Consider the following 20,235-nt stretch of genomic DNA (forward strand, 5'->3'; position numbering starts at 1 on the left):
TATAGAATATTGGAGGTCAGATTTTATGACACGAACCTTGCTGAGCGCTTGCTTCAGCAGCCATGTTAGTCATCAGTCATTCATAGGTGGCTAAATAAACAGAAAATTTGTAAAATAAAATCAACTCAAAATCATGCAGTCAACAAGACTTGTAGTATAGGAGGCTTTTTAAACAGATGGCAGAACTACGCAGTAATATGATTAAACAAGGAATCGACAGAGCACCTCACCGAAGCTTACTAAGAGCGGCGGGGGTAAAGGATGAGGATTTCGGCAAGCCATTTATTGCCGTATGTAATTCCTATATTGATATTGTCCCAGGACATGTCCATCTTCAGGAATTCGGGAAGATTGTGAAAGAAGCCATTCGTGAAGCTGGCGGGGTGCCATTTGAATTCAATACGATTGGCGTCGATGATGGAATTGCCATGGGTCATATCGGGATGAGATATTCATTGCCAAGCCGTGAAATCATTGCTGACTCTGTAGAAACCGTTGTATCTGCTCATTGGTTTGATGGAATGGTTTGTATTCCTAACTGCGATAAAATCACACCAGGAATGATGATGGCAGCGATGCGCGTGAATATCCCGACTGTTTTTGTGAGCGGCGGACCGATGGAAGCGGGTAGAACAAGTGATGGCAGAAAAATTTCTCTTTCTTCTGTATTTGAAGGCGTTGGTGCATACCAGTCAGGTAAAATCAATGAAGAGGAATTAAATGAATTAGAGCAGTTTGGCTGTCCAACCTGTGGATCTTGTTCAGGTATGTTTACAGCTAACTCAATGAACTGTTTAGCGGAAGCACTCGGGATTGCTCTTCCTGGCAATGGAACGATTTTGGCGACATCACCAGAGCGAAGAGAATTTGCGAAAAAGTCTGCAAAACAACTCATGGAGCTCATCAAAAAAGACATTAAACCGCGGGATATCGTCACTGAAAAAGCAATTGATAATGCATTTGCATTAGATATGGCACTTGGTGGTTCAACCAATACGGTTCTTCACACATTGGCGATTGCAAATGAAGCAGGTGTTGAATATTCACTTGAACGCATCAATGAAGTAGCAGAACGTGTGCCTCATTTATCGAAACTTGCTCCAGCTTCAGATGTTTATATTGAGGATTTACATGAAGCAGGCGGCGTTACAGCGGCACTAAATGAATTGTCTAAAAAAGAAGGAGCTCTTCATTTAGATACAATGACCGTCACTGCGAAAACGCTTGGTGAGAACATTGCCGGGCATGAGGTAAAAGATTATAACGTCATTTATCCAATTGACAAGCCATTTACTGAAAAAGGCGGCTTAGCCGTTTTATTTGGAAACCTTGCGCCAGATGGAGCCATCATTAAAACGGGCGGGGTACAAGACGGGATCACACGCCACGAGGGACCTGCGATCGTATTTGAATCCCAAGAAGAAGCCCTTGAAGGCATCATTAATAGAAAAGTAGAAGCAGGACATGTTGTCATTATTCGCTACGAAGGACCTAAAGGCGGACCTGGCATGCCTGAAATGCTTGCACCTACTTCACAAATCGTCGGCATGGGACTTGGACCAAAGGTTGCTTTAATTACAGACGGACGTTTTTCTGGCGCTTCTCGCGGATTGTCTATTGGACACGTCTCTCCAGAGGCAGCTGAGGGCGGCCCGCTTGCCTTTGTTGAAAATGGTGACCATGTCGTTGTTGATATCGAGCAGCGCATTTTAAGCGTAGATGTTCCAGAGGAAGAATGGGAAAGAAGAAAAGCAAACTGGAAAGGCTTTGAGCCAAAAGTGAAAACGGGTTATCTAGCTAGATATTCAAAACTTGTGACATCAGCCAATACAGGCGGAATCATGAAAATTTAATCTAATATCGAACATTTGAAAATTGGCTCTCTCTATAGTATCCTTTATTCACAACATAAGGATTATATAGAGGGGGCTTTTTTATGTCAATGGCATATGAAGAATACATGCGCCAGCTCGTTGTACCGATGCGTCAAGAGCTGACAAGTGCAGGATTTCAAGAACTAACAACGGAAGAAGAAGTAGAACAAACGATGCAAGAAAAAGAAGGAACGACATTTGTGGTAGTCAATTCTGTATGCGGGTGCGCTGCAGGCTTAGCACGCCCAGCTGCTACACAAGCTGTGATGAAGGCAGAAAAAACTCCAGATCGAATTGTAACAGTTTTTGCTGGTCAGGACAGGGAAGCAACGGCAAAAATGAGAGAATACTTCACAGGCGAAGAGCCATCGTCTCCATCTATGGCACTTCTAAAAGGAAATGAACTCGTTCATTTTATCCCGCGTGAAGAAATTGAAGGTCATGAAATGGAAGACATCATGAACAACGTCTTATCTGCATTCGAAAAACATTGCTAATACAAATGTTGAAATGTCCTGTGATCAAATCAGGGCATTTTTTCTTGATCATGATGGAGGAACCGCATGCTTATCACAACAAGCTTTAGAGCAAATGAACAAACAATTGAAACAGCAAAAGCCCTTGCAGAGGATTTACATGGCGAGTATGTAGACAGGCGCAAACAATCCGTCAAGCAGCTTGCGATGAAACGAGGAGACGTCCTTGTTGTGGGGAATGAAAGATTCGAATGGTATCAGCCAAATGGTGAAAAATTCTTCTTCCACCCAAGCTCAGCGATGTTCAGAGTGAAGAGGCTCCTGCGCGGAGAAAAGGATCCTTTAATCGAAGCCACGCAGCTTCAGCCGGGCGATTCCTTTTTAGATTGTACGCTTGGCTTAGGGTCAGATGCCATTACAGCAAGCATGCGAGTAGGTACGAATGGAAGGGTCATCGGTATCGAAAAGAATCCGATGACAGCATTATTAGTACGAGAAGGACTAAACACATGGGAGACGGGGGTAAGAGAGGCAGATGAAGCGATGAAACGGATATCTGTTGTAAGTGGAGACAGTATCGAGCAGTTAAAAAAGCTCTCTGATGAATCATTTGATGTCGTCTATTTTGACCCGATGTTTGAGGAGACGATTCAAGAATCTGCAAGTATTGCCCCGCTTCGTCATGCGGCAGAGCACCACTTTGACCACGAAACAGCCGTCCAAGAAGCACTGAGAGTGGCGAGAAAAAGAGTGGTTTTAAAAGATCATTGGAAAAGCACACGATTTCTAGCAGACTCCTATCAATTTCACGTTTTAAAACGAAAAACAGCCCAATTTCATTATGGATATATTGAGAAAGAAAAAAGCCCTCACTAAAGGCTTAAGTGTGCAGACAACTCCTTCAATTCCTTGTCAATCATATAAAAAAGCCCTTATTCAGGGCTTTTAATCTGTAATCTCCATATAGACAAAATAAAATAATGTCAGCAAGGAAGCCGTAATAAAAAACCCTTCAAGCATACCCATTCCTCCCAAATTTTAGTCGCTCTTACTGCCATTGTAAACGTTTTATTATGAAAAAGAAAGTCTCAAATCGGCGGCCAAATTGAATGACTGAAAATTCATTATATGCTAGAATAACAGTATGATAACTTATGGAAGGAATTAGATATCATGAAGATGTGGATGAGAAAAACGCTTGTTGTGCTCTTTACGATTGCAACTTTTGGTTTAGTCTCTCCTCCATCGGCTTTGATGACAGACAAGCCCTCTGAACTTTCTTCATCTGATAAAACGCCTTATACAGCTGTTTATGATACATCAGATGAATTGCGCAGCTGGGAACTAACGCAAGAGGAAAGCAAAGAGCAGATAGACCCCTTTGAGCAATATAAGCAAGAGGTGCTATCAAGTGCAGAAAATCAATCCTTTCTCAAATTTGGCCGTAAAATCACACCTGTCATTGAGGACGAGTACAGAGAAGAGATTCTGCCGAAGATTGAACAAGTGTTAACCGACTATTTAACAAATTTCAAAGATGACGAAAAATTTCAAGATGTTGTTTTAACTGATCAGCCTTCAAGCGGAAATGGCGAAAAAATCTTCCACATTTACAATCGCAAGACCGGAGAAGATTTGCTCCGTTTTCATGTCAGAAGAGATCAGCCGCCTCACAGCGGATATTGGTTTAACTTTCATTACCATACAGCAGAAGATGGATTCCAGACGCATCATGAACTCGGTAATATTTACTGGGATAAAAACACCCCGCCGAGCTGGATGAGCCACTAGAAGGAGATGTCATGCCAATTGAAAAAATATACAATGAACGAAATGGTGCAGATTACAAAACAAATGTTAAACGAACGCGGAGTGAAAATTGAAGATATCGCACACATTGTACTGAAGCTCCAGGAAAAATATCATCCAAACCTTCCACTTAGTGTCTGTATTGAAAATGTTGAAAAAGTGCTGAATAAAAGAGAAATTGTCCATGCGGTTTTAACAGGACTTGCCCTTGATCAGCTGGCAGAAAAAAAGCTTTTGCCAGAACCTTTACAGCACTTAGTTGAAACAGATGAGCCGCTATATGGAATTGATGAGATTATTCCGCTTTCCATTGTCAATGTATATGGATCAATCGGTTTGACCAACTTCGGTTATTTAGATAAAGAGAAATTTGGTATTATTCGAGAATTAGATGAGGGCCGTCCAGGTGAAGTGCATACTTTCCTTGATGACCTAGTCGCTGCACTTGCCGCCGCAGCTGCAAGCCGCATTGCTCACTCACACCAAGATATTAAGGATGAAGAGCAGGAACGAGTGAATCAAGCATAAAAAGAAAAACATGTCTGCTCCATCATGCAGGCATGTTTTTTTGGTTTCAACAAAAGCTGAAATAAGGTAAACTACAACAAGAACATAAATAAAGGATGAAAAAAAATGAAACAATACAAAGAGTTATGCCGTCATGTATTACAGCACGGGGATGAAAAAGGTGACAGAACGGGTACAGGTACAATCAGCACGTTCGGTTACCAGATGAGATTTGATTTACAGGAAGGATTTCCTCTTTTAACCACCAAGAAATTACACCTGAAATCGATCATTCATGAGTTGCTTTGGTTTTTAAAAGGTGATACAAATGTCAAATATCTTCAAGAAAATGGTGTCCGGATTTGGAACGAATGGGCAGATGAAAATGGAGAGCTGGGCCGTGTATACGGGGCGCAGTGGAGATCGTGGGCGAGCGGAGACGGCGAGACAGTGGATCAGATCACAAAGCTGATCCATGATATTGAACACAACCCGAATTCAAGACGACTGATCGTCAGTGCTTGGAACCCGGGGGAAATTGATCAAATGGCGCTTCCTCCTTGTCATTGTCTGTTTCAATTTTACGTATCAAACGGAAAGCTTTCTTGCCAGCTATATCAAAGATCGGCAGATATCTTTTTAGGCGTGCCATTTAATATCGCTTCATATGCTCTTCTAACGATGATGATTGCCAAAGTCACAAATCTTGAGCCAGGTGAGTTTATTCATACACTAGGAGATGCTCATATTTACCAAAATCATCTTCCGCAGGTGAAAATGCAGCTAGAGCGCGAGGAGCGCACGCTTCCTACGCTTCGTATCACAAGGGATGTAAAGAGCATTTTTGATTTTACCTTTGATGATTTTGTGCTTGAGAACTATGATCCGCATCCGCATATTAAAGGAGAAGTCAGTGTATGATTTCCATGATTGTGGCGACAGGAGAAGACAGAGTCATTGGTCAAGATAATCAAATGCCTTGGCATTTACCAGCAGATTTAGCGTATTTTAAAAAAGTCACAGGCGGTCATACGATTGTCATGGGCAGAAAAACCTTTGAATCTATTGGACGAGCGCTGCCTAACCGCCGAAACATTGTGCTCACCACAAGTTCTTCTTTTAAAGCAGAAGGATGCGAGGTTGTTCATTCAATTGCTGATATTTTGGCAATTGGGGAAAGCGAGACAGAGTTATTTATCATTGGCGGGTCTAAGCTGTATGAAGAAATGATGCCATATGCGGATCGTTTATATATCACGCACATTCACCATGCGTTTGAAGGAGACCGCTATTTCCCGTATTACAATGAAGACGAATGGACGATTGTATCACGCGAAAAAGGCCATCGTGACGAAAAGAACCCCTACAATTATGAATTTGTCGTATATGACAAAAAAGGATAAGTGAGTAGGAGGAGTACGGTTGTTTCGTTATTGGTTTTTAACGATTTATGTTGTTGTATCCTTTTTAAAAAGTATGAGGCATTTGTACGATCATGAATTAACAGATCCACGCATTTCCTATACGAAACGAATGCATCTCATTCATGAGCATGCAAAAAGGTTTGCCCGGGGATGTATTGATCAATCAGGATCAGTCATGACCATTCATCAGCAAAAGAAGCTGCCAGATGGCCCGGTTATTTATGTCACAAAAGAGCTGAATCCAGTTACGACGACATTATTGATTGGCCACCTTGAGAAGCCATTTGCTTTCATGGCAAAGCCGAAGCTCTTTCGATATCCGATTTTAAAACAATGGCTGAATAAAATGGCGGTTATCCATCAAAATCAAACGGATGAGGTCTTGTTAGAAGAAGCAAAAGAAAGAATCATGTCTGGGCAGAGTATATTGCTTTCAGAAGCATATCGTCACATTGCAGAGGCGCTTGCTGAAGAATCCGCTTGTCCGCTTGTACCAATTGACACAAGCGGAACGGATCGTCTTTTAACGGGGAAGATCGTGAAAAGAATGCGACCTGTTAATGTCGATATTCATATTAAAGCACCTGTCATGATGAGTGATTACACACAAAAGCGTGCATAAGAAAAAACCAGCATCCGAATAGTGGATGCTGGTTTTTTTCATGCAGCAGGAACGTTTACGCAATAGAATAAAATACAGAAGAACATCGACGCGCTGCCGCCGAGAACAAAGCTGTGCCAAATCGCATGATGATAGGGGATTTTCCGCCAAATATAAAAGATGGTTCCGACTGAATATAAAATGCCGCCTAACAGTAAGAGACCAAATCCTACACCTGTTAATTGGATGTAAAGCGGTTTGATGGCAATGATAATCATCCAGCCCATTAATAAATAGACGAGGGTGGATACGATAATAAAACGTTTGACGAAAAAGATTTTAAAGACAATCCCACCAGCAGCAAGGGCCCATACAATCGCAAGGAGCGTATAGCCGAGTGCACCTTTTAGTGGTCCAAGTAAAAAGGGTGTATATGTACCAGCAATCAATACATAAATAGCCGAGTGGTCGAGGATTTCAAAAATATCTTTTGTTTTTTTGTGCCGAATGCTATGAAGCAGGGTTGAGCTTAAATAGAGCAGCAGCATGGATGCACCAAATATTGAAAAGCTGATAATATCTGTGACGGTGCCGTATTGAACAGCGAATAAGACGAGAAACACAATGGCTGGGATGGATAAAATAACACCAATGCCATGTGTAATGGCGTTTGCAATTTCTTCTTTTACAGTAAACAATGGATGTCCTCCTTTTATTGAACCGGTATATAACCATCAAGCGACTTCAGGAATGAAAGACCTTCAAGTGTAATCTTTGTTCCGGCCCTGCCTTTTCCTTTCGTCACGTATGCTTTTTTCTCAAGATCATCTAAGCGGTTTCTCACCTGCTGAGGGGTCAGCGGGATGTCTCCTTGTTTGCTTAATTCAGACAAGATGCGCCTGCTGGCTGCTTCTCCTTTTTCATTGAGAGATTTAATGGCTTCCAGCAAGAAAACAAATTCTTGTTTTTCCATTAGTGTGAGCTGGTGTTCTTCCTTTTTTCCTTTTACGGCTGAGGGAAGAGGTGCTAACACAAAGGGCGGTAAATGATGTAAAAATACTGTGTGGCCTTCGAGTATGGCCGCAGCGTAATGAACGATATTTTTGAGCTCTTGCACATTTCCTTCAAATGGATACTGCTGCAAGGCTTCCCAAACACTTGGATCAATATCAGGTGCCATGTTCAGCTCTTGAAAGAAAGCATTTGTTAACACAGGAATGTCTGTTTTTCGTTCGGCTAAAGCCGGAAGGGCCAAATGAAGAACATTCAAACGATAAAACAACTCAGGTAAAAAGGTAGAAGAAACCCTGAGTGCCTCTATTGATAAAGACGAAGAAGCGATTACTTTTGATGCAGGTGACGTTTCTAGAAAGTGAATGACCTGGTGCTGCATAGAAATACTTAATGCGCCGATTTCATCTAAATAAAGAATTTGATTGTTTTTTTTTGTGAAGGCTTTCTGTAAAGTTTCTTCATTCAAGGTGGGGCAATACATGTGTGTCAGTGATGCGTTCGCCATTTCCTGGGCGAATAGCGTTTTGCCTGTGCCGATGTCTCCTGTTATCAAGACAGGCTGCTCTTTTCCTGAGAATTGTTTTGCCAGATGAATAGCATGCTTGATGTCTTGATGATCTCCATATATAGAAGTGAACGAATGTGTAGCCATAGGGTGATTCCTTTCTTTGTGGTTCTAATTGGTTCAATTGTAACACCCAATTAAAACAAATGTACAGGAAAACGAAAAAGTTTATAAAATTTATGATTGATCCGTGATCTATTGGTTTATTTTTTGAATATTCATGTTATAATGACAAATTAAATAAGGTTAAAGAGAAAGGATCTTGTACATGAAACCGTTGCTCAAAGAAAATACGCTAATTCAAGTGAAAGACATCTTAAAAGCCCATCAAAATTTGAAGGATGTAGTCATTCATACACCACTTCAAAAAAATGAGCGACTTTCTGAACGATATGAATGTAATGTCTACTTAAAAAGAGAGGATCTTCAAGTAGTTCGTTCCTTTAAATTAAGAGGCGCTTTTAATAAAATGAGTCAGCTTCCAAAAAATAAACTAGAAAATGGCATTGTTTGTGCAAGTGCTGGAAATCACGCACAGGGTGTTGCCTATTCTTGCAAATATTTAGGCATCCACGGGAAAATCTTTATGCCTGCTACGACGCCAAGGCAAAAAGTATCACAAGTGGAGCTGTTCGGAAAAGAATATGTTGAAATTATTTTAACCGGAGATACGTTTGATGATTCATATCATGAAGCTGTAAAATGCGGAGATGAAGAGAAGCGCGAATTTATCCATCCGTTTGATGATTTGGATGTGATGGCAGGACAAGGAACGACTGCTGTAGAAATATTAAATGATATCGAAGTGGAGCCTCACTTTTTATTTGCAAGTGTCGGAGGTGGAGGTCTGTTATCTGGTGTTGGTACATATATCAAAAATATCTCACCAGAAACCGAAATTATTGCAGTCGAACCGCTTGGCGCAGCTTCACTGCATGCTTCACATGAGAAGGGCGAGGTTGTGACACTTGATTCGATCGATAAGTTTGTAGACGGAGCAGCGGTTCAGCGGATTGGTGAAAAGACGTTTACATCGCTTCAATCTGTTGTTGATAAAATCAGTCTTGTACCAGAAGGGAAAGTATGTACAACGATTTTAGAGCTGTATAATCAATGTGCGATTGTAGCAGAACCGGCTGGCGCATTGCCGATCGCAGCATTAGATGCCCATCGCGAGGAAATTAAAGGCAAAAATGTTGTCTGTATTGTCAGTGGAGGAAATAATGACATCGGCAGAATGCAAGAAATCAAAGAACGCTCAATGATCTATGAAGGGCTTCAACATTACTTTATTGTCAATTTCCCGCAAAGAGCAGGAGCACTTCGTGAATTTTTAGATGAAGTGTTAGGGCCAAATGACGATATCTCACGCTTTGAATATACGAAAAAGAATAACCGAAGCAAAGGCCCTGCGCTAGTCGGCATCGAATTGAAAGAAAGAGATGACTATGCCGCGCTGATTGATCGGATGGATAAAAAAGGCTTCCACTATGTTGAAGTGAATAAAGATCAAGATTTATTCCACCTATTTATTTAGGCTTAACAGATAATTGGAAAAGAGGATTGATCGTTTGTGCTGCTCAAAACAATATGTTTTAGACGGATGGATGGAGCTCAGATCAAGGTAACAGAAGTCCCTGTTCTAAAGGGAGATGAGACGTATCGTTTCATGCTCACCTTTAGACTTGAAGCTTTCTTGAAAAAAGTCTATGTATCTAAAGGAAAGAGAGCTGTGTACTCTTTCAGAGAGGATGTGAAACGTAACGTCAAGTGGAGCACATATGAACAGATCTATCAAGAGCCTACACTGAAACACAATGCGTAAGCAGGAATCTTTGTCAAAAGGGGGAAGCAGCCATTTTGAAGTGGCCGTTGCTCAGTTTGGCAAGGATTTTTTTCGTGACAAGAAGAAAATGTGACAATTTCAAAAACGTTAGGTGAGTTGTTTTCAAGTATGCAGGAAATAAGGTAATATCATAAGTAAAGACTAAGACAGCAAGGATGAGACGATAGTGAAACAAATTAAAATTGTAACAGATTCAACTGTGGACCTTCCGCAAGACAAAATCAATGATCTTTCCATTCACGTGATTCCGCTCAATATCTCCATTTCTGGAGTTGATTATATTGACCGAGTGAATATACAGCCAGATGAATTTATTGAAAAAATGGAGGCCGCTGAGGAACTGCCGAAAACGTCTCAGCCTGCGATCGGTCAATTCGTCGAATTATATGAAAAGCTGACGGCAGATGGAAGTGAAGTGATCAGTATCCATTTAACTGGTGGAATGAGTGGTACTGTTCAAACTGCTGAAAGCGCTTCGAAGATGGTAGATGGAAACATCACGGTGATTGATTCGAATTTTATTTCCTATGGATTAGGATTTCAAGTCATCAAAGCAGCAGAACTTGCCAAAAAGGGTGCAAGCCGTGAAGACATCATCACTGAATTAGATAAAATCCGTCTTCAAACCAAGCTATATGTCACAATCGATACATTAGAAAATCTCGTCAAAGGTGGCAGAATTGGAAGAGGAAAGGCGCTGATCGGCTCACTTCTTCACATCAAACCAATTGCCAGCTTAACAGACGGGGTATACACGCCAGAAGCAAATGTGAGAAGCTACTCTGCGCTTGTCCGCCATTTGACAAAACAGTATGTACAGGCGGTAAAAGGAAAAACAGTTCAAGCCATTGGCATAGCGCATGCAGATGCATTAGAACTCGCCGAAAAGCTAAAAAACGCGCTGCTTGATCACACACCTGAAGCACTGATTGATATTGCCTACACAACACCGATTATTTCGTGTCATACCGGAAAGGGCGCTATAGGCTTTACTTTTTATACCGATTGATGGAAAAAGGGGATGGACATATCATGGATAGAAAAAGGGGAGCCTTGCTTGGTGCGCTTATGATGATAAGCGTGCTTCTTTTAGTCTCATGTTCAAATGGACAAATCAAGGATGCGTTAAATTATCAAATAGAGCCGTTTGAGTTTGAAAACCAAAATGGTCAAAAGGTGTCATTGGATGATTTGAAGGGGGAAATATGGGTAGCAGATTTTATTTTCACAAGCTGTGAAACGATCTGTCCGCCGATGACCGCTCATATGACAGAGCTGCAAAAACGGTTAAAAGAAGAAAAATTGGATGCGCATATCATTTCCTTTAGTGTGGACCCTGAGGTCGATTCGCCGAAAAAGCTAAAAGATTTTGCAAAAGCATATCCATTGTCCTTTAAAAATTGGGATTTTCTCACTGGGTATTCACAGTCAGAAATTGAAAAATTCGCAATGAAAAGCTTTAAAACCATTGTAAAAAAACCTGAAGATGAAGACCAAGTGATTCATCAGTCCCTGTTTTTCCTTGTCGATCAAGAAGGGAAAGTGATGAAAAATTATGATGGCGTGCAAAACACACCATATGATGACATCATCAAGGATATCAAAACGCTTAGCCGAAGCTAGCATAAGGATGTTCAAATGAGCGAAAACATGATACACTTTTTTAATCAGAAAAAGGAGGGACATCATCGTTTGAAGGCTCGTTTGATTTTGATTGTGATGTCTCTAGCTTTTGTTCTTTCTGCATGTTCCGCGCAAGAGGCTGGCATAAAGGATAAACTAGAAGACACACAAAACGTAAAAGAACATATTACCATCGCAGCGGTTGGAGATTCCTTAACAGAAGGGATCGGAGATCAAGATAAAAAAGGCTATGCAGGCATAACTCGTGACAAGATAGAAGCTGTGGACGGCGTGCAATCTGTCACATTAAAAAACTATGCCATTAAAGGCAGTAGAACAGTAGATTTACTAAAAAGATTAAAAGAAAAAAAGGTGCAGGACGGATTGAAAGACGCTGACTATATTTTCTTTACGATCGGCGGGAATGATCTCATGCATGTTGTTCGTCAAAATGTGCTTAATTTGACGTTTGCTCCTTTTCAAAAAGAGCAAGGTCCTTTTGAGGAGCGCTTTAAAACCATTCTTGCTCAACTGAGAGAACAGAATGACCATGCGAAAATCATGTATGTCAGCATGTACAATCCTTTTAAATTCAGTTTGTCTGAGCTGCGAGATATTGATGAAGTCGTTCAAGACTGGAATGCCGCTGCCAAAAAGGAACTCAAAAAAGACGGCAATGCGGATATGATCAATGTAGCAGATTTATTTGAAGAAGGTTCTGATGAAAAATTACTGGCAGATGATGATTTCCACCCAAACCAAAAGGGGTACTCTCTTATGGCAAATCGTTTATTCTCCGAAGTGAAAAAAGAAGGACTGCCGAAGGAATAGGGTGAAATAGATGAAAAAATGGAAAAGCTTATTTTTTATTTTACTTGCAATCAATCTATTGATTGTGATTGGCTGCGGTATTTTGATGCTGCTGCCAGGTGGTCAATCCGCTTCAACCAAAGAAGTGAAAAGCGAATATGCTTTTAATATATCCAGCTCAAAGGAATCACTTACCAGCTTTGTGAATGATTATTTGAAAAATCAAGGATCAAATGATATGCCAGACTTTCATGTAGCGATTGATCAAGATGTGAAAGTAACAGGCGCTATTAAAGCTTTCTCTTCAACGATTGATGCCAACGTCTCATTTACGCCAACTGTTGAAGATAATGGTGATGTGCTTTTGAAAGTGGATGACTTTTCAATTGGACAATTGAGCATTCCGATTAGTTTTGTTTTAAGCTACATGGGTCAGTTCTATGAGCTGCCAGAATTTGTTCATGTAAAACCGGATCAAAAAACGGTTGAAGTGCGTCTTTCAGAAATGCCGCTGACGAATGATATGTATGTGAAAGCAAACAAAATTGATCTACAGAACGATGAAATTGAATTTTCATATTATCATCCAAAGCAATAGAACGTGTGAGTCAGGAGTGAAATCATGAAGCGAGTCTATCAATATTTTAGTTTACTGTCGTTTTTATTTGCTGCGTACTTTGGCATAACAGCTGCCAATGCTTTAAAAGCAGAAAATATCGATCAGTTTTACTTAAATATTGCCTACTGTGCATTATTTCTAGGCACGATGATTCTTGCTTTTGATTTTCAAAAGCAAGAAAAAGCTGAAGATGTCTCGTAAGGAGCCTTTTCCACTTAGGAAAGGCTCTTTATTATAATTGCCGAGACAAAACCACCTTTGCCATAAGTTCAGGATCTCCGTTAGCAAAACCATGAAGCAGAATCAGGTATGCACGCTTTGTTTGCAGATGAACTTTTGGGATATCAAGCAGTACACTTTGAGTGCCAGCGGCTTTCAATTCAAAATGATATTTATTTGGAGAGAAATGATGAATGCGGGTGCTGTTTACATAATCAAGTTCTTTCGATATGATCCCTTGGTCTCGTTCATATATATCTATAGAAGGAAGATCCGGAGACAGCTGTACAAACGTAAGTGCTGACAGGTCTTCTTGTTTGATCAAAGTAGTCTGCTGCTCAGTCAGCAGTGCAAAGCCTGCACGTGCACCTGTGATACATAATGTGTAGACCTCGCCGCTCTTAAATCGAATGCGGGAATGAAGAATTCTCTCATTTGTAGCCAATTTGACCACTTCTATTTCATACATTCCTTCGTCCCACTCCATATAAGCGGTCAAATGGCTGTAAGGCATTGGTTTCATTACCTGCTTCCGGTTCACATAAACAGCGAGCTCACTTAGATCTGGCGCAGCGTGAAATAATCGAATAAAGGCTTTTGATGAAGGGCTGCTTTGAAGATGCTCGAAGGTGTCAGCGAATGGCCGATATGGAAAGTCATGATAAAAGAGCTGCTGCATGTCATCAATCCTTTCTTTCTCATGCAATGGTGTTTTTTGTAGCGTATGCATGAAAAAGGCGATCTGTATAGGCAAAAGAAGCATAGAAAAAAGCCTGACGTATTCCGTCAGGCCGGCATGTTAAGAAGGAGAAGAATATTGATGATATTCAGCTAGTTTAATGAACGTTTTTTCATCCTCAATTAAACCACAAACGCCGCACTGGACTTTCATTTGAGGACCTTGATAACTCAAGTGAAAAGGAGACAGCTGCTCTCCTTCGTATCTTTCGACAACTGCTCCCGTCGCTGGATCTAGCTTTACAGGTTCTGAAAGCTGCTCAATGAGATTAAAGCGCGTTCTGTTTGTTTTACAGTTTGGACAAAGATAAGGGCTTGTCATGGTTCATTCCACCTCTTTTTATCCGTAGCATGTCCTGAGCGCTAAAATCTATGCTTAATCCTTTTGACTTTTATCCAGCTTTTTAAATAATTTGATCATGGTTTTTAGTTCTTCGTCATCAAATGATTCAAATCGCTCCATAAAGTATTCCGTTTTCTTTTTCTCAAAATGCTCAGTAATTTCCTTACCCTTATCGGTTAAGTGGATTTTGATGATGCGGCGATCCTCTTTTGAACGGATACGGGTGATCCAGCCTTTTTCTACGAGTGTGTCAGTCACAGCGGTAATATGACTTGCTGACACCCCAAGAATGGAAGCGAATTCCGTTACTTTTTTTGCACCTTGCTCACGGAGCAGATTTAAAATAAGAAATTCATTCCGAGATAATTCGTTTTCGAGCAGGCTGTTAATTTCATAACGGATCTGCTTAAATACGGTTCTCAGTAAAGTGTCCATTTCGTACATCATTTGTTTTCTTTGTTCCAATCATTAAACCCCCATTATATTTTAAAGATACGACAGAATGCTTTCTTTTATTTTAGGTATACAAGTCGTATCATTTTCATTATTTTTTATCATGTTATAATATGATGATACCATTTTTTAAATGAAGGGGGCACTAATATGTCTGAAAAACAAGAATTAGCCACATTTGCAGGAGGCTGCTTCTGGTGTATGGTTAAACCTTTTGATGAACAGCCGGGCATTATCAAAGTTGAATCAGGGTATACTGGCGGACATACAGTGAATCCGACCTATGAGGAAGTATGTACAAATACAACGGGACATAGAGAAGCGGTTCAAATCACGTTTGATCCTGACGTGTTCCCGTATGAGAAGCTGCTAGAACTATATTGGCAGCAAATAGACCCAACAGACGATGGCGGGCAATTTGGCGATAGAGGGGAATCTTACCGTACAGGTATTTATGTTCATCATGACGAGCAGCGAAAGCTTGCAGAAGCATCGAAAGAGCAGCTGAGCCAAAGCGGGATTTTCCAAAAGCCAATCGTTACAGAAATTTTAGACGCAGGTCCTTTTTATCCAGCAGAGGAATATCATCAGCATTATTATAAGAAAAACAAAATGCACTACGAACGATATCATGTCGGTTCGGGCAGAGCCGGTTTTATTGAGTCCCATTGGAGTGATAAGTAATGGCAAATGAAAAAGAAAAGCGTATAAAAGAATTAAACCGCATGCAGTACGAAGTCACGCAAAATAATGGCACAGAGCCGCCATTTCAAAATGAATTTTGGGATCATAAAGAAGAAGGGATCTATGTAGATATCATTTCAGGAAAGCCGCTTTTTTCTTCTTTAGATAAGTTTGATGCCCACTGCGGCTGGCCAAGTTTTACAAAACCGCTTGAAGACGAAGAAGTAGCAGAGAAGGTTGATACGAGTCATGGAATGGTGCGGACAGAGGTTCGCAGTAAAACAGCTGATTCTCATCTAGGTCATGTTTTTCCTGATGGACCAGGGCCAAACGGTCTTCGGTATTGTATTAATTCAGCCGCTTTAAAGTTTATCCCAAAGGATGATCTTGAAAAAGAAGGCTACGGGGATTTGAAACATCTATTTGATTGATCCATTTAAAAATCGTCACATGGAAAGCATCTGCTTCCGTGTGACGATTTTTTATTTTTTATGATGTGTATGATGTAATTGTTCGATGATGTTGAATAGCTTTTCTTTTGTAATGAGCGGTGCTTCTTTTGAGGTGTAATTCGTTAATTCAACTTTTTGAAAGGCAGGGTGCAGATGTGGTCTTGGTAAAATGGCATAAAATTGTTCATGTTCAAACAGTGCATCTGCTTCGTGCGGGAATGTGAGCTCCTCGTGAAGCTTTTCGCCAGGTCTTTTTCCGACTACAAGAATATCCGGAGATTTAGCATTGATTTGAGCGGCATATTCGTGAAACGCTTTTAAGAGATCGGCAAGCTGTAAGGACTCCATCTTGAGAATGAAGGTTTCGCCGCCTTTCATCATGATTGCTGCTTGAAGTGTGAGGGAAACAGCCTCTTCAATGGACATAAAAAAACGTGTCATATGAGGATCAGTCACGGTCAAAGGTTTTTCATTTAATAGCTGCTGGAGCATGATCGGAATGACGGAACCTCTAGATCCAAGTACATTGCCAAAACGTACAGAGCAAAACTTGGTTTTTTGATTTGGAATACTTTCGTTTGCTTGGAAAAATAGTTTTTCTGAAATTAATTTTGTTGCACCCATGGCATTAGTTGGAGAAACCGCTTTGTCAGTTGAAATGTTGACGACATGACTCACTTCATGTTCAATTGCGGCTTCAATGACGTGCTGCCCGCCGATGATATTCGTTTGAACGGCTTCGAACGGATTATCTTCACAAGTAGGTACTTGTTTTAAGGCCGCTGCATGAAAAATGATATCCACACCTTTGACGAGCTGTCTCACGCGGCTTGCATCCCGGACATCTCCTAAAGCGAATACGACCTCTGGATGATCTGCGTACTCATTTTTCATCATGTATTGTTTGCTGTCATCTTTACTGAAGACGATTATCTTCTTTGGAGAGCAACTTGTTAATTTATTTACGATTTGCCGGCCGATTGACCCCGTACCGCCTGTAACTAATATCGTTTTGTCACGAAAAAAGGTCTTCAAAGACGTTTCTATCTGTTTGGACATATCTAATCCCCCAACTCTCATTTCTCTACTTTGCATCATATGTGAAAGAGCGGCATTCGTTTGAGGAAAAGAACCACTTCATGCATAAATTAGGTGAACAAATTATAACCATCTGCTAGTCGTCTTAATAGAATATGGAGAGATAAGAGATCAACTAGAAAAACGAGAGACCTGAATACTTCAGTACTGCGGTCAGCTCGAGAAGAAAATGGTAAGGGAGCTGTGCGCGAGGGGAGAAGAGAAGACATGTATAGGGGAAATCGTATTTTAGCTATGATACCTGCATTTAGAAGTCACGACGGCCAGCATGATGAACACATACGTATATTGGCAGAGCGGCCGCTTATCTATTGGACCATTCAGCCGTTACTGCAAATGATTGAGTTAGATGAAGTCATTGTCTCTTCAGAGGATGTGAATACGCAAATCATTTCATCTCACTACGGAGCAAATGTGATTGAACTGCCAAGCACACATGTAACAGAACAAACGCCGTCGCTGTTAGCTGTGAAGCATGCGCTTGCTTATTTAGAGCGGGAGGGGAAAACCTTTGATATTGTGCTATATCTGCATCCATCGTCTCCTCTAAGACAGCCGGCAGATATCGAGAAGTGCTTGCAGCTTTTAGTGGAGGGGGGATATGACTGCACGGCATCTTTTACAGAGGCGTTAGAGAACCCAAATGAAACTTGGACACTGCATGAAAACAATGAAGCCACTTTATATAAGGACAATCATTACTTTTTCATGCCAAAGCATGAGCAGCCATATACGTATGGTCGTCTTAATGGTGCGGTATATGCTTTTCATGCTCATTATGCAAAAGAATGCATTCATTCCTTTTTAGAAGGATCTGTCGGAGCATATATGATGGATCACACGCGGTCGCTTGTGGTGAAACAGGAGGCAGACAGGAAAGAGGCCGAGAACGTCTTATTGGCTCGCCGAGATGCGGAAGATCATGCGTAAGCTGGCATTCAACAAGAAAAAGCGCCCGGTTATAGGGCGCTTTCAGCGTGTAGACAAACCCTCGCATTCGGTGTCAGGTCTGCGCTCCGGTGCTCACGAATGTCAAATTCGCTCCGCTCCGGTACTCGCCCTTCCTACACTGCAAAGGTTTTCTATCACGCTGAAAAGAAGACAAAAGGCTAAAATCAAGAACATTTTAGCCCTTTGTCACAATTTGAAAGCGCCCGGTTATAGGGCGCTTTTTACGATCTTATAAAGCCTTTGTGGCATCGTATCAAATGTATTCCAGCGAACGGTTTGCTCGTAGTTGTTCAGTGCGATCGCCTTTCTTTCATCTGCATTTGATCCATAGTATTCAATCTGTTCTATCAAATCGTCCTCATCTTTGTAAAAAGCAAAGCTTGAAAAAAGATGCGGAGGAGGTAGATCCGTCAATTGAAAACTTCCAGTTGCAGCAATGTCAAACGCTCTGTTATTGAGACTCATATTTTGAATCATGGCTTTGTTTTTGTTATATACAAATTGAGCCGGCCTATGCGGATTCAGGACTATCGATGTTTGCTGATAAATGTCCGCCATTTGCTGAGGACTCAGCCAATTGGTCATCAGTGTGAAATCTCGATAATGTCTCCGTGATTTATTTAAATGACGGTGCCATTCCTTACCTGCAACGAGAATACGCCATTTGTTTTGCTGCAAGAGTGTATCGATGGCTTTGATGCGGTTGGGATAAGGGTAGCCAATGAGTGCAATGTCATACGTGCACATCTCTTCTAGTGATTCATTTTTGTGAAAGATACGTGTATTTGCCGGAATGGGAAAGTAGTGCGCATGATCAGCGCCTAATTGTTTGTAAAATGGCAAAACCCCTTCATCGATTGTTAAGATGATCCGCGCATCTTGTGCGCAAGCAGCCGATACATCTGTATAAAAGGGATCTTCTGTCATCCATAGAACGATCGGGATCTTTTCTTGTTTGAATTGATGAAGTACTTCGCTCGGAACATGATCACCGATCATCATCAAAACAAAATCCGGAGAAAATGTCCGGATTTTGTGCATGTGAGCGGGTAGAGATTCTCTATCAATCTTTACATATGAAAAGGGGGAATCAATGAAGCTCTCTTCTACCCATTGATCAAACATGTGATAGATTCCGCCGTAGCCAGAGCTAATATAAAGAAGCTTCATGATGGCCCTCTCACATTAAGACGTGAACGTAACACTTTCAACTTTATCTACATCTAATAAAGTCGTAGCAGAGCCTGTTGGTGTGACTGAGCTTTCTTGTGTAACAAAGACAACACCTGTTGACGCATCGAATGATACGAATTGAACTGGCCCGATTAAGTCTCCTGAATCAGTGACAATGCTAATGACAGTTCCTGGTGAAAGTCTTGCAAAAATCCATCTTGCTGGCTGAGATACATCGAGTGTTGTAGCAGAATCTGAAGGTGATGCCTCAGCTGCCACTTCACTTAATAAATCATTCAATTTCTCTTCCATTTGAACTCCTCCTTCTTCAAGGTTAACTGTTAATGCACGAGTTAGTGGTCTGAAAAACACTTTCAATAGTTCTTTTTTTAATTCGGCACGCTTGTCGTTCATTTTTTCCCCATCCTTTCTTCATCAATTCAAACTCACCCCTATGTATATGCCGTTCATTTTTTTTGGCATAAGCATAACGCTGATTCCTGATTCTTTTTTTCAATTAATCAGTTCACACATTTTTAAAAATGTTTTCAAATGCTGAGGCTAAATGAAGCGACGCTCATACTCTAGTAAAGATTAAATGTGAAGAGAGAGGGATTATGAATGGAATTTGAACAATTATTAGATGGTTGGAACGAAGATTTACTAGAGTCGGAAGGAGTGCTTGAAGTCATCTTAATTTTACTTCTTCTTCGTCTTTTAGAAGAAAGTGAGGAAGAGAATGTGTCAGACATCAAAGAATTACTTCGTCCATGGCTTGAGCTTGGCATTCCGGTGCCGCGTGTTCATTTAGTCAATGGAGATGTACTTCAAAACGTGGTTGTCGTGCAATTGTTTGATACGGTAGCGGTCTTTAAAAACGCGACAAATCAGCTAAGAGTGAGTGTTCCTTATGTGAACATTGTCAGCTGGGGGGCTTTTTAATCTAATCAAAAAGG

Annotated in this window: 27 protein-coding genes; 19 read left to right on the top strand and 8 right to left on the bottom strand. The window is 40.9% G+C overall.

Annotated elements, in window-relative coordinates; translation table 11 throughout:
* Window positions 1-176: 176 nt before the first annotated feature.
* The 8 genes from ilvD to MHI60_RS16450 all read left to right on the top strand — a co-directional run bounded on the left by ilvD (window position 177) and on the right by MHI60_RS16450 (window position 6,712).
* Window positions 177-1,853 (top strand): dihydroxy-acid dehydratase, encoded by a 1,677-nt coding sequence (gene ilvD, locus MHI60_RS16415; protein ID WP_024422739.1) that lies wholly within the window; start codon window positions 177-179, stop codon window positions 1,851-1,853.
* A gap of 83 nt (window positions 1,854-1,936) precedes the next feature.
* Window positions 1,937-2,371, top strand: coding sequence for a BrxA/BrxB family bacilliredoxin (locus MHI60_RS16420; RefSeq protein ID WP_095408825.1), 435 nt, complete (start codon window positions 1,937-1,939; stop codon window positions 2,369-2,371).
* 66 nt (window positions 2,372-2,437) lie between these two features.
* Window positions 2,438-3,226, top strand: a complete 789-nt coding sequence (locus MHI60_RS16425) for a class I SAM-dependent methyltransferase (RefSeq protein ID WP_144484451.1) — start codon at window positions 2,438-2,440, stop codon at window positions 3,224-3,226.
* 297 nt (window positions 3,227-3,523) lie between these two features.
* Complete coding sequence (locus tag MHI60_RS16430) at window positions 3,524-4,141, top strand: YpjP family protein (protein ID WP_144484448.1); 618 nt, start codon at window positions 3,524-3,526, stop codon at window positions 4,139-4,141.
* Between the two features lie 18 nt (window positions 4,142-4,159).
* The gene (locus MHI60_RS16435) at window positions 4,160-4,687 is read left to right on the top strand and encodes a phosphatidylglycerophosphatase A (RefSeq protein WP_095408822.1); all 528 of its coding nucleotides are present in this window, start codon (window positions 4,160-4,162) and stop codon (window positions 4,685-4,687) included.
* A gap of 105 nt (window positions 4,688-4,792) precedes the next feature.
* Window positions 4,793-5,587: a thymidylate synthase gene (locus tag MHI60_RS16440; protein ID WP_024428141.1), complete on the top strand. Its 795-nt coding sequence runs from the start codon at window positions 4,793-4,795 to the stop codon at window positions 5,585-5,587.
* On the top strand, window positions 5,584-6,069 hold the full coding sequence (locus MHI60_RS16445) for a dihydrofolate reductase (RefSeq protein ID WP_144484446.1): 486 nt from the start codon (window positions 5,584-5,586) through the stop codon (window positions 6,067-6,069). The genes MHI60_RS16440 and MHI60_RS16445 overlap by 4 nt, the downstream gene beginning before the upstream one ends.
* Window positions 6,070-6,088: 19 nt before the next feature.
* A complete protein-coding gene (locus MHI60_RS16450; protein WP_144484443.1) occupies window positions 6,089-6,712 on the top strand; it encodes a 1-acyl-sn-glycerol-3-phosphate acyltransferase in 624 nt (207 codons plus the stop codon).
* A gap of 38 nt (window positions 6,713-6,750) precedes the next feature.
* On the opposite strand, the gene MHI60_RS16455 is transcribed toward MHI60_RS16450, so the two are convergent.
* Both MHI60_RS16455 and MHI60_RS16460 read right to left on the bottom strand, forming a co-directional pair.
* Window positions 6,751-7,389: a hemolysin III family protein gene (locus MHI60_RS16455; RefSeq protein WP_095408819.1), complete on the bottom strand. Its 639-nt coding sequence runs from the start codon at window positions 7,387-7,389 to the stop codon at window positions 6,751-6,753.
* Window positions 7,390-7,403: 14 nt separating this feature from the next.
* The gene (locus MHI60_RS16460; RefSeq protein ID WP_144484440.1) at window positions 7,404-8,357 is read right to left on the bottom strand and encodes a sigma 54-interacting transcriptional regulator; all 954 of its coding nucleotides are present in this window, start codon (window positions 8,355-8,357) and stop codon (window positions 7,404-7,406) included.
* A gap of 181 nt (window positions 8,358-8,538) precedes the next feature.
* Here MHI60_RS16460 and ilvA point away from each other — a divergent pair, with 181 nt between their 5' ends.
* From ilvA to ypmT, 7 genes are all read left to right on the top strand, one after another.
* The gene (gene ilvA, locus MHI60_RS16465; protein ID WP_144484437.1) at window positions 8,539-9,807 is read left to right on the top strand and encodes a threonine ammonia-lyase IlvA; all 1,269 of its coding nucleotides are present in this window, start codon (window positions 8,539-8,541) and stop codon (window positions 9,805-9,807) included.
* A gap of 36 nt (window positions 9,808-9,843) precedes the next feature.
* Window positions 9,844-10,095 (top strand): YpmP family protein, encoded by a 252-nt coding sequence (locus MHI60_RS16470; protein WP_024422728.1) that lies wholly within the window; start codon window positions 9,844-9,846, stop codon window positions 10,093-10,095.
* 187 nt (window positions 10,096-10,282) lie between these two features.
* Window positions 10,283-11,125, top strand: a complete 843-nt coding sequence (locus MHI60_RS16475) for a DegV family protein (protein ID WP_144484434.1) — start codon at window positions 10,283-10,285, stop codon at window positions 11,123-11,125.
* 23 nt (window positions 11,126-11,148) lie between these two features.
* Window positions 11,149-11,739 (top strand): SCO family protein, encoded by a 591-nt coding sequence (locus MHI60_RS16480; RefSeq protein WP_144484431.1) that lies wholly within the window; start codon window positions 11,149-11,151, stop codon window positions 11,737-11,739.
* A gap of 69 nt (window positions 11,740-11,808) precedes the next feature.
* Window positions 11,809-12,570 carry an SGNH/GDSL hydrolase family protein gene (locus MHI60_RS16485; protein ID WP_238409341.1) on the top strand — a complete coding sequence of 254 codons (762 nt, stop codon included), beginning with the start codon at window positions 11,809-11,811 and terminating at the stop codon, window positions 12,568-12,570.
* 10 nt (window positions 12,571-12,580) lie between these two features.
* Window positions 12,581-13,147: a YpmS family protein gene (locus MHI60_RS16490; RefSeq protein ID WP_024422724.1), complete on the top strand. Its 567-nt coding sequence runs from the start codon at window positions 12,581-12,583 to the stop codon at window positions 13,145-13,147.
* A 24-nt stretch (window positions 13,148-13,171) separates the two neighbouring features.
* Window positions 13,172-13,369, top strand: coding sequence for a protein YpmT (gene ypmT / locus MHI60_RS16495; protein WP_024422723.1), 198 nt, complete (start codon window positions 13,172-13,174; stop codon window positions 13,367-13,369).
* A 31-nt stretch (window positions 13,370-13,400) separates the two neighbouring features.
* On the opposite strand, the gene MHI60_RS16500 is transcribed toward ypmT, so the two are convergent.
* The 3 genes from MHI60_RS16500 to MHI60_RS16510 all read right to left on the bottom strand — a co-directional run bounded on the left by MHI60_RS16500 (window position 13,401) and on the right by MHI60_RS16510 (window position 14,933).
* Entirely contained in the window at window positions 13,401-14,066 is a 666-nt protein-coding gene (locus MHI60_RS16500) for a DUF4397 domain-containing protein (protein WP_144484428.1), read from the bottom strand.
* A gap of 120 nt (window positions 14,067-14,186) precedes the next feature.
* Window positions 14,187-14,447 (bottom strand): hypothetical protein, encoded by a 261-nt coding sequence (locus tag MHI60_RS16505; RefSeq protein WP_024422721.1) that lies wholly within the window; start codon window positions 14,445-14,447, stop codon window positions 14,187-14,189.
* A 54-nt stretch (window positions 14,448-14,501) separates the two neighbouring features.
* Window positions 14,502-14,933 carry a MarR family transcriptional regulator gene (locus MHI60_RS16510; protein WP_007500780.1) on the bottom strand — a complete coding sequence of 144 codons (432 nt, stop codon included), beginning with the start codon at window positions 14,931-14,933 and terminating at the stop codon, window positions 14,502-14,504.
* Window positions 14,934-15,071: 138 nt separating this feature from the next.
* On the opposite strand from MHI60_RS16510, the gene msrA reads away from it, so the two are divergent.
* Both msrA and msrB read left to right on the top strand, forming a co-directional pair.
* Window positions 15,072-15,605: a peptide-methionine (S)-S-oxide reductase MsrA gene (msrA, locus tag MHI60_RS16515; protein ID WP_144470887.1), complete on the top strand. Its 534-nt coding sequence runs from the start codon at window positions 15,072-15,074 to the stop codon at window positions 15,603-15,605.
* A complete protein-coding gene (msrB, locus tag MHI60_RS16520; protein ID WP_048239398.1) occupies window positions 15,605-16,036 on the top strand; it encodes a peptide-methionine (R)-S-oxide reductase MsrB in 432 nt (143 codons plus the stop codon). Before msrA ends, msrB begins: the two co-directional genes overlap by 1 nt.
* Before the next feature lie 51 nt (window positions 16,037-16,087).
* Here msrB and MHI60_RS16525 read toward each other — a convergent pair whose 3' ends face one another.
* Complete coding sequence (locus MHI60_RS16525; protein ID WP_111290301.1) at window positions 16,088-17,116, bottom strand: SDR family NAD(P)-dependent oxidoreductase; 1,029 nt, start codon at window positions 17,114-17,116, stop codon at window positions 16,088-16,090.
* Between the two features lie 246 nt (window positions 17,117-17,362).
* Between MHI60_RS16525 and MHI60_RS16530 the strand changes: the two genes are divergently transcribed.
* Window positions 17,363-18,085, top strand: coding sequence for an acylneuraminate cytidylyltransferase (locus MHI60_RS16530; RefSeq protein ID WP_144484426.1), 723 nt, complete (start codon window positions 17,363-17,365; stop codon window positions 18,083-18,085).
* 228 nt (window positions 18,086-18,313) lie between these two features.
* Here MHI60_RS16530 and MHI60_RS16535 read toward each other — a convergent pair whose 3' ends face one another.
* Window positions 18,314-19,276, bottom strand: coding sequence for a DUF3880 domain-containing protein (locus MHI60_RS16535; RefSeq protein WP_144484423.1), 963 nt, complete (start codon window positions 19,274-19,276; stop codon window positions 18,314-18,316).
* A gap of 15 nt (window positions 19,277-19,291) precedes the next feature.
* A complete protein-coding gene (locus MHI60_RS16540; protein WP_095408811.1) occupies window positions 19,292-19,693 on the bottom strand; it encodes a hypothetical protein in 402 nt (133 codons plus the stop codon).
* 207 nt (window positions 19,694-19,900) lie between these two features.
* Here MHI60_RS16540 and cgeC point away from each other — a divergent pair, with 207 nt between their 5' ends.
* Window positions 19,901-20,221 (top strand): spore maturation protein CgeC, encoded by a 321-nt coding sequence (gene cgeC, locus MHI60_RS16545; protein WP_111290295.1) that lies wholly within the window; start codon window positions 19,901-19,903, stop codon window positions 20,219-20,221.
* The last annotated feature ends 14 nt before the right edge of the window (window positions 20,222-20,235 follow it).

Origin of the sequence: Bacillus sp. FSL K6-3200 (assembly GCF_038630485.1) — a bacterium.
Classification (GTDB): domain Bacteria; phylum Bacillota; class Bacilli; order Bacillales; family Bacillaceae; genus Bacillus; species Bacillus safensis.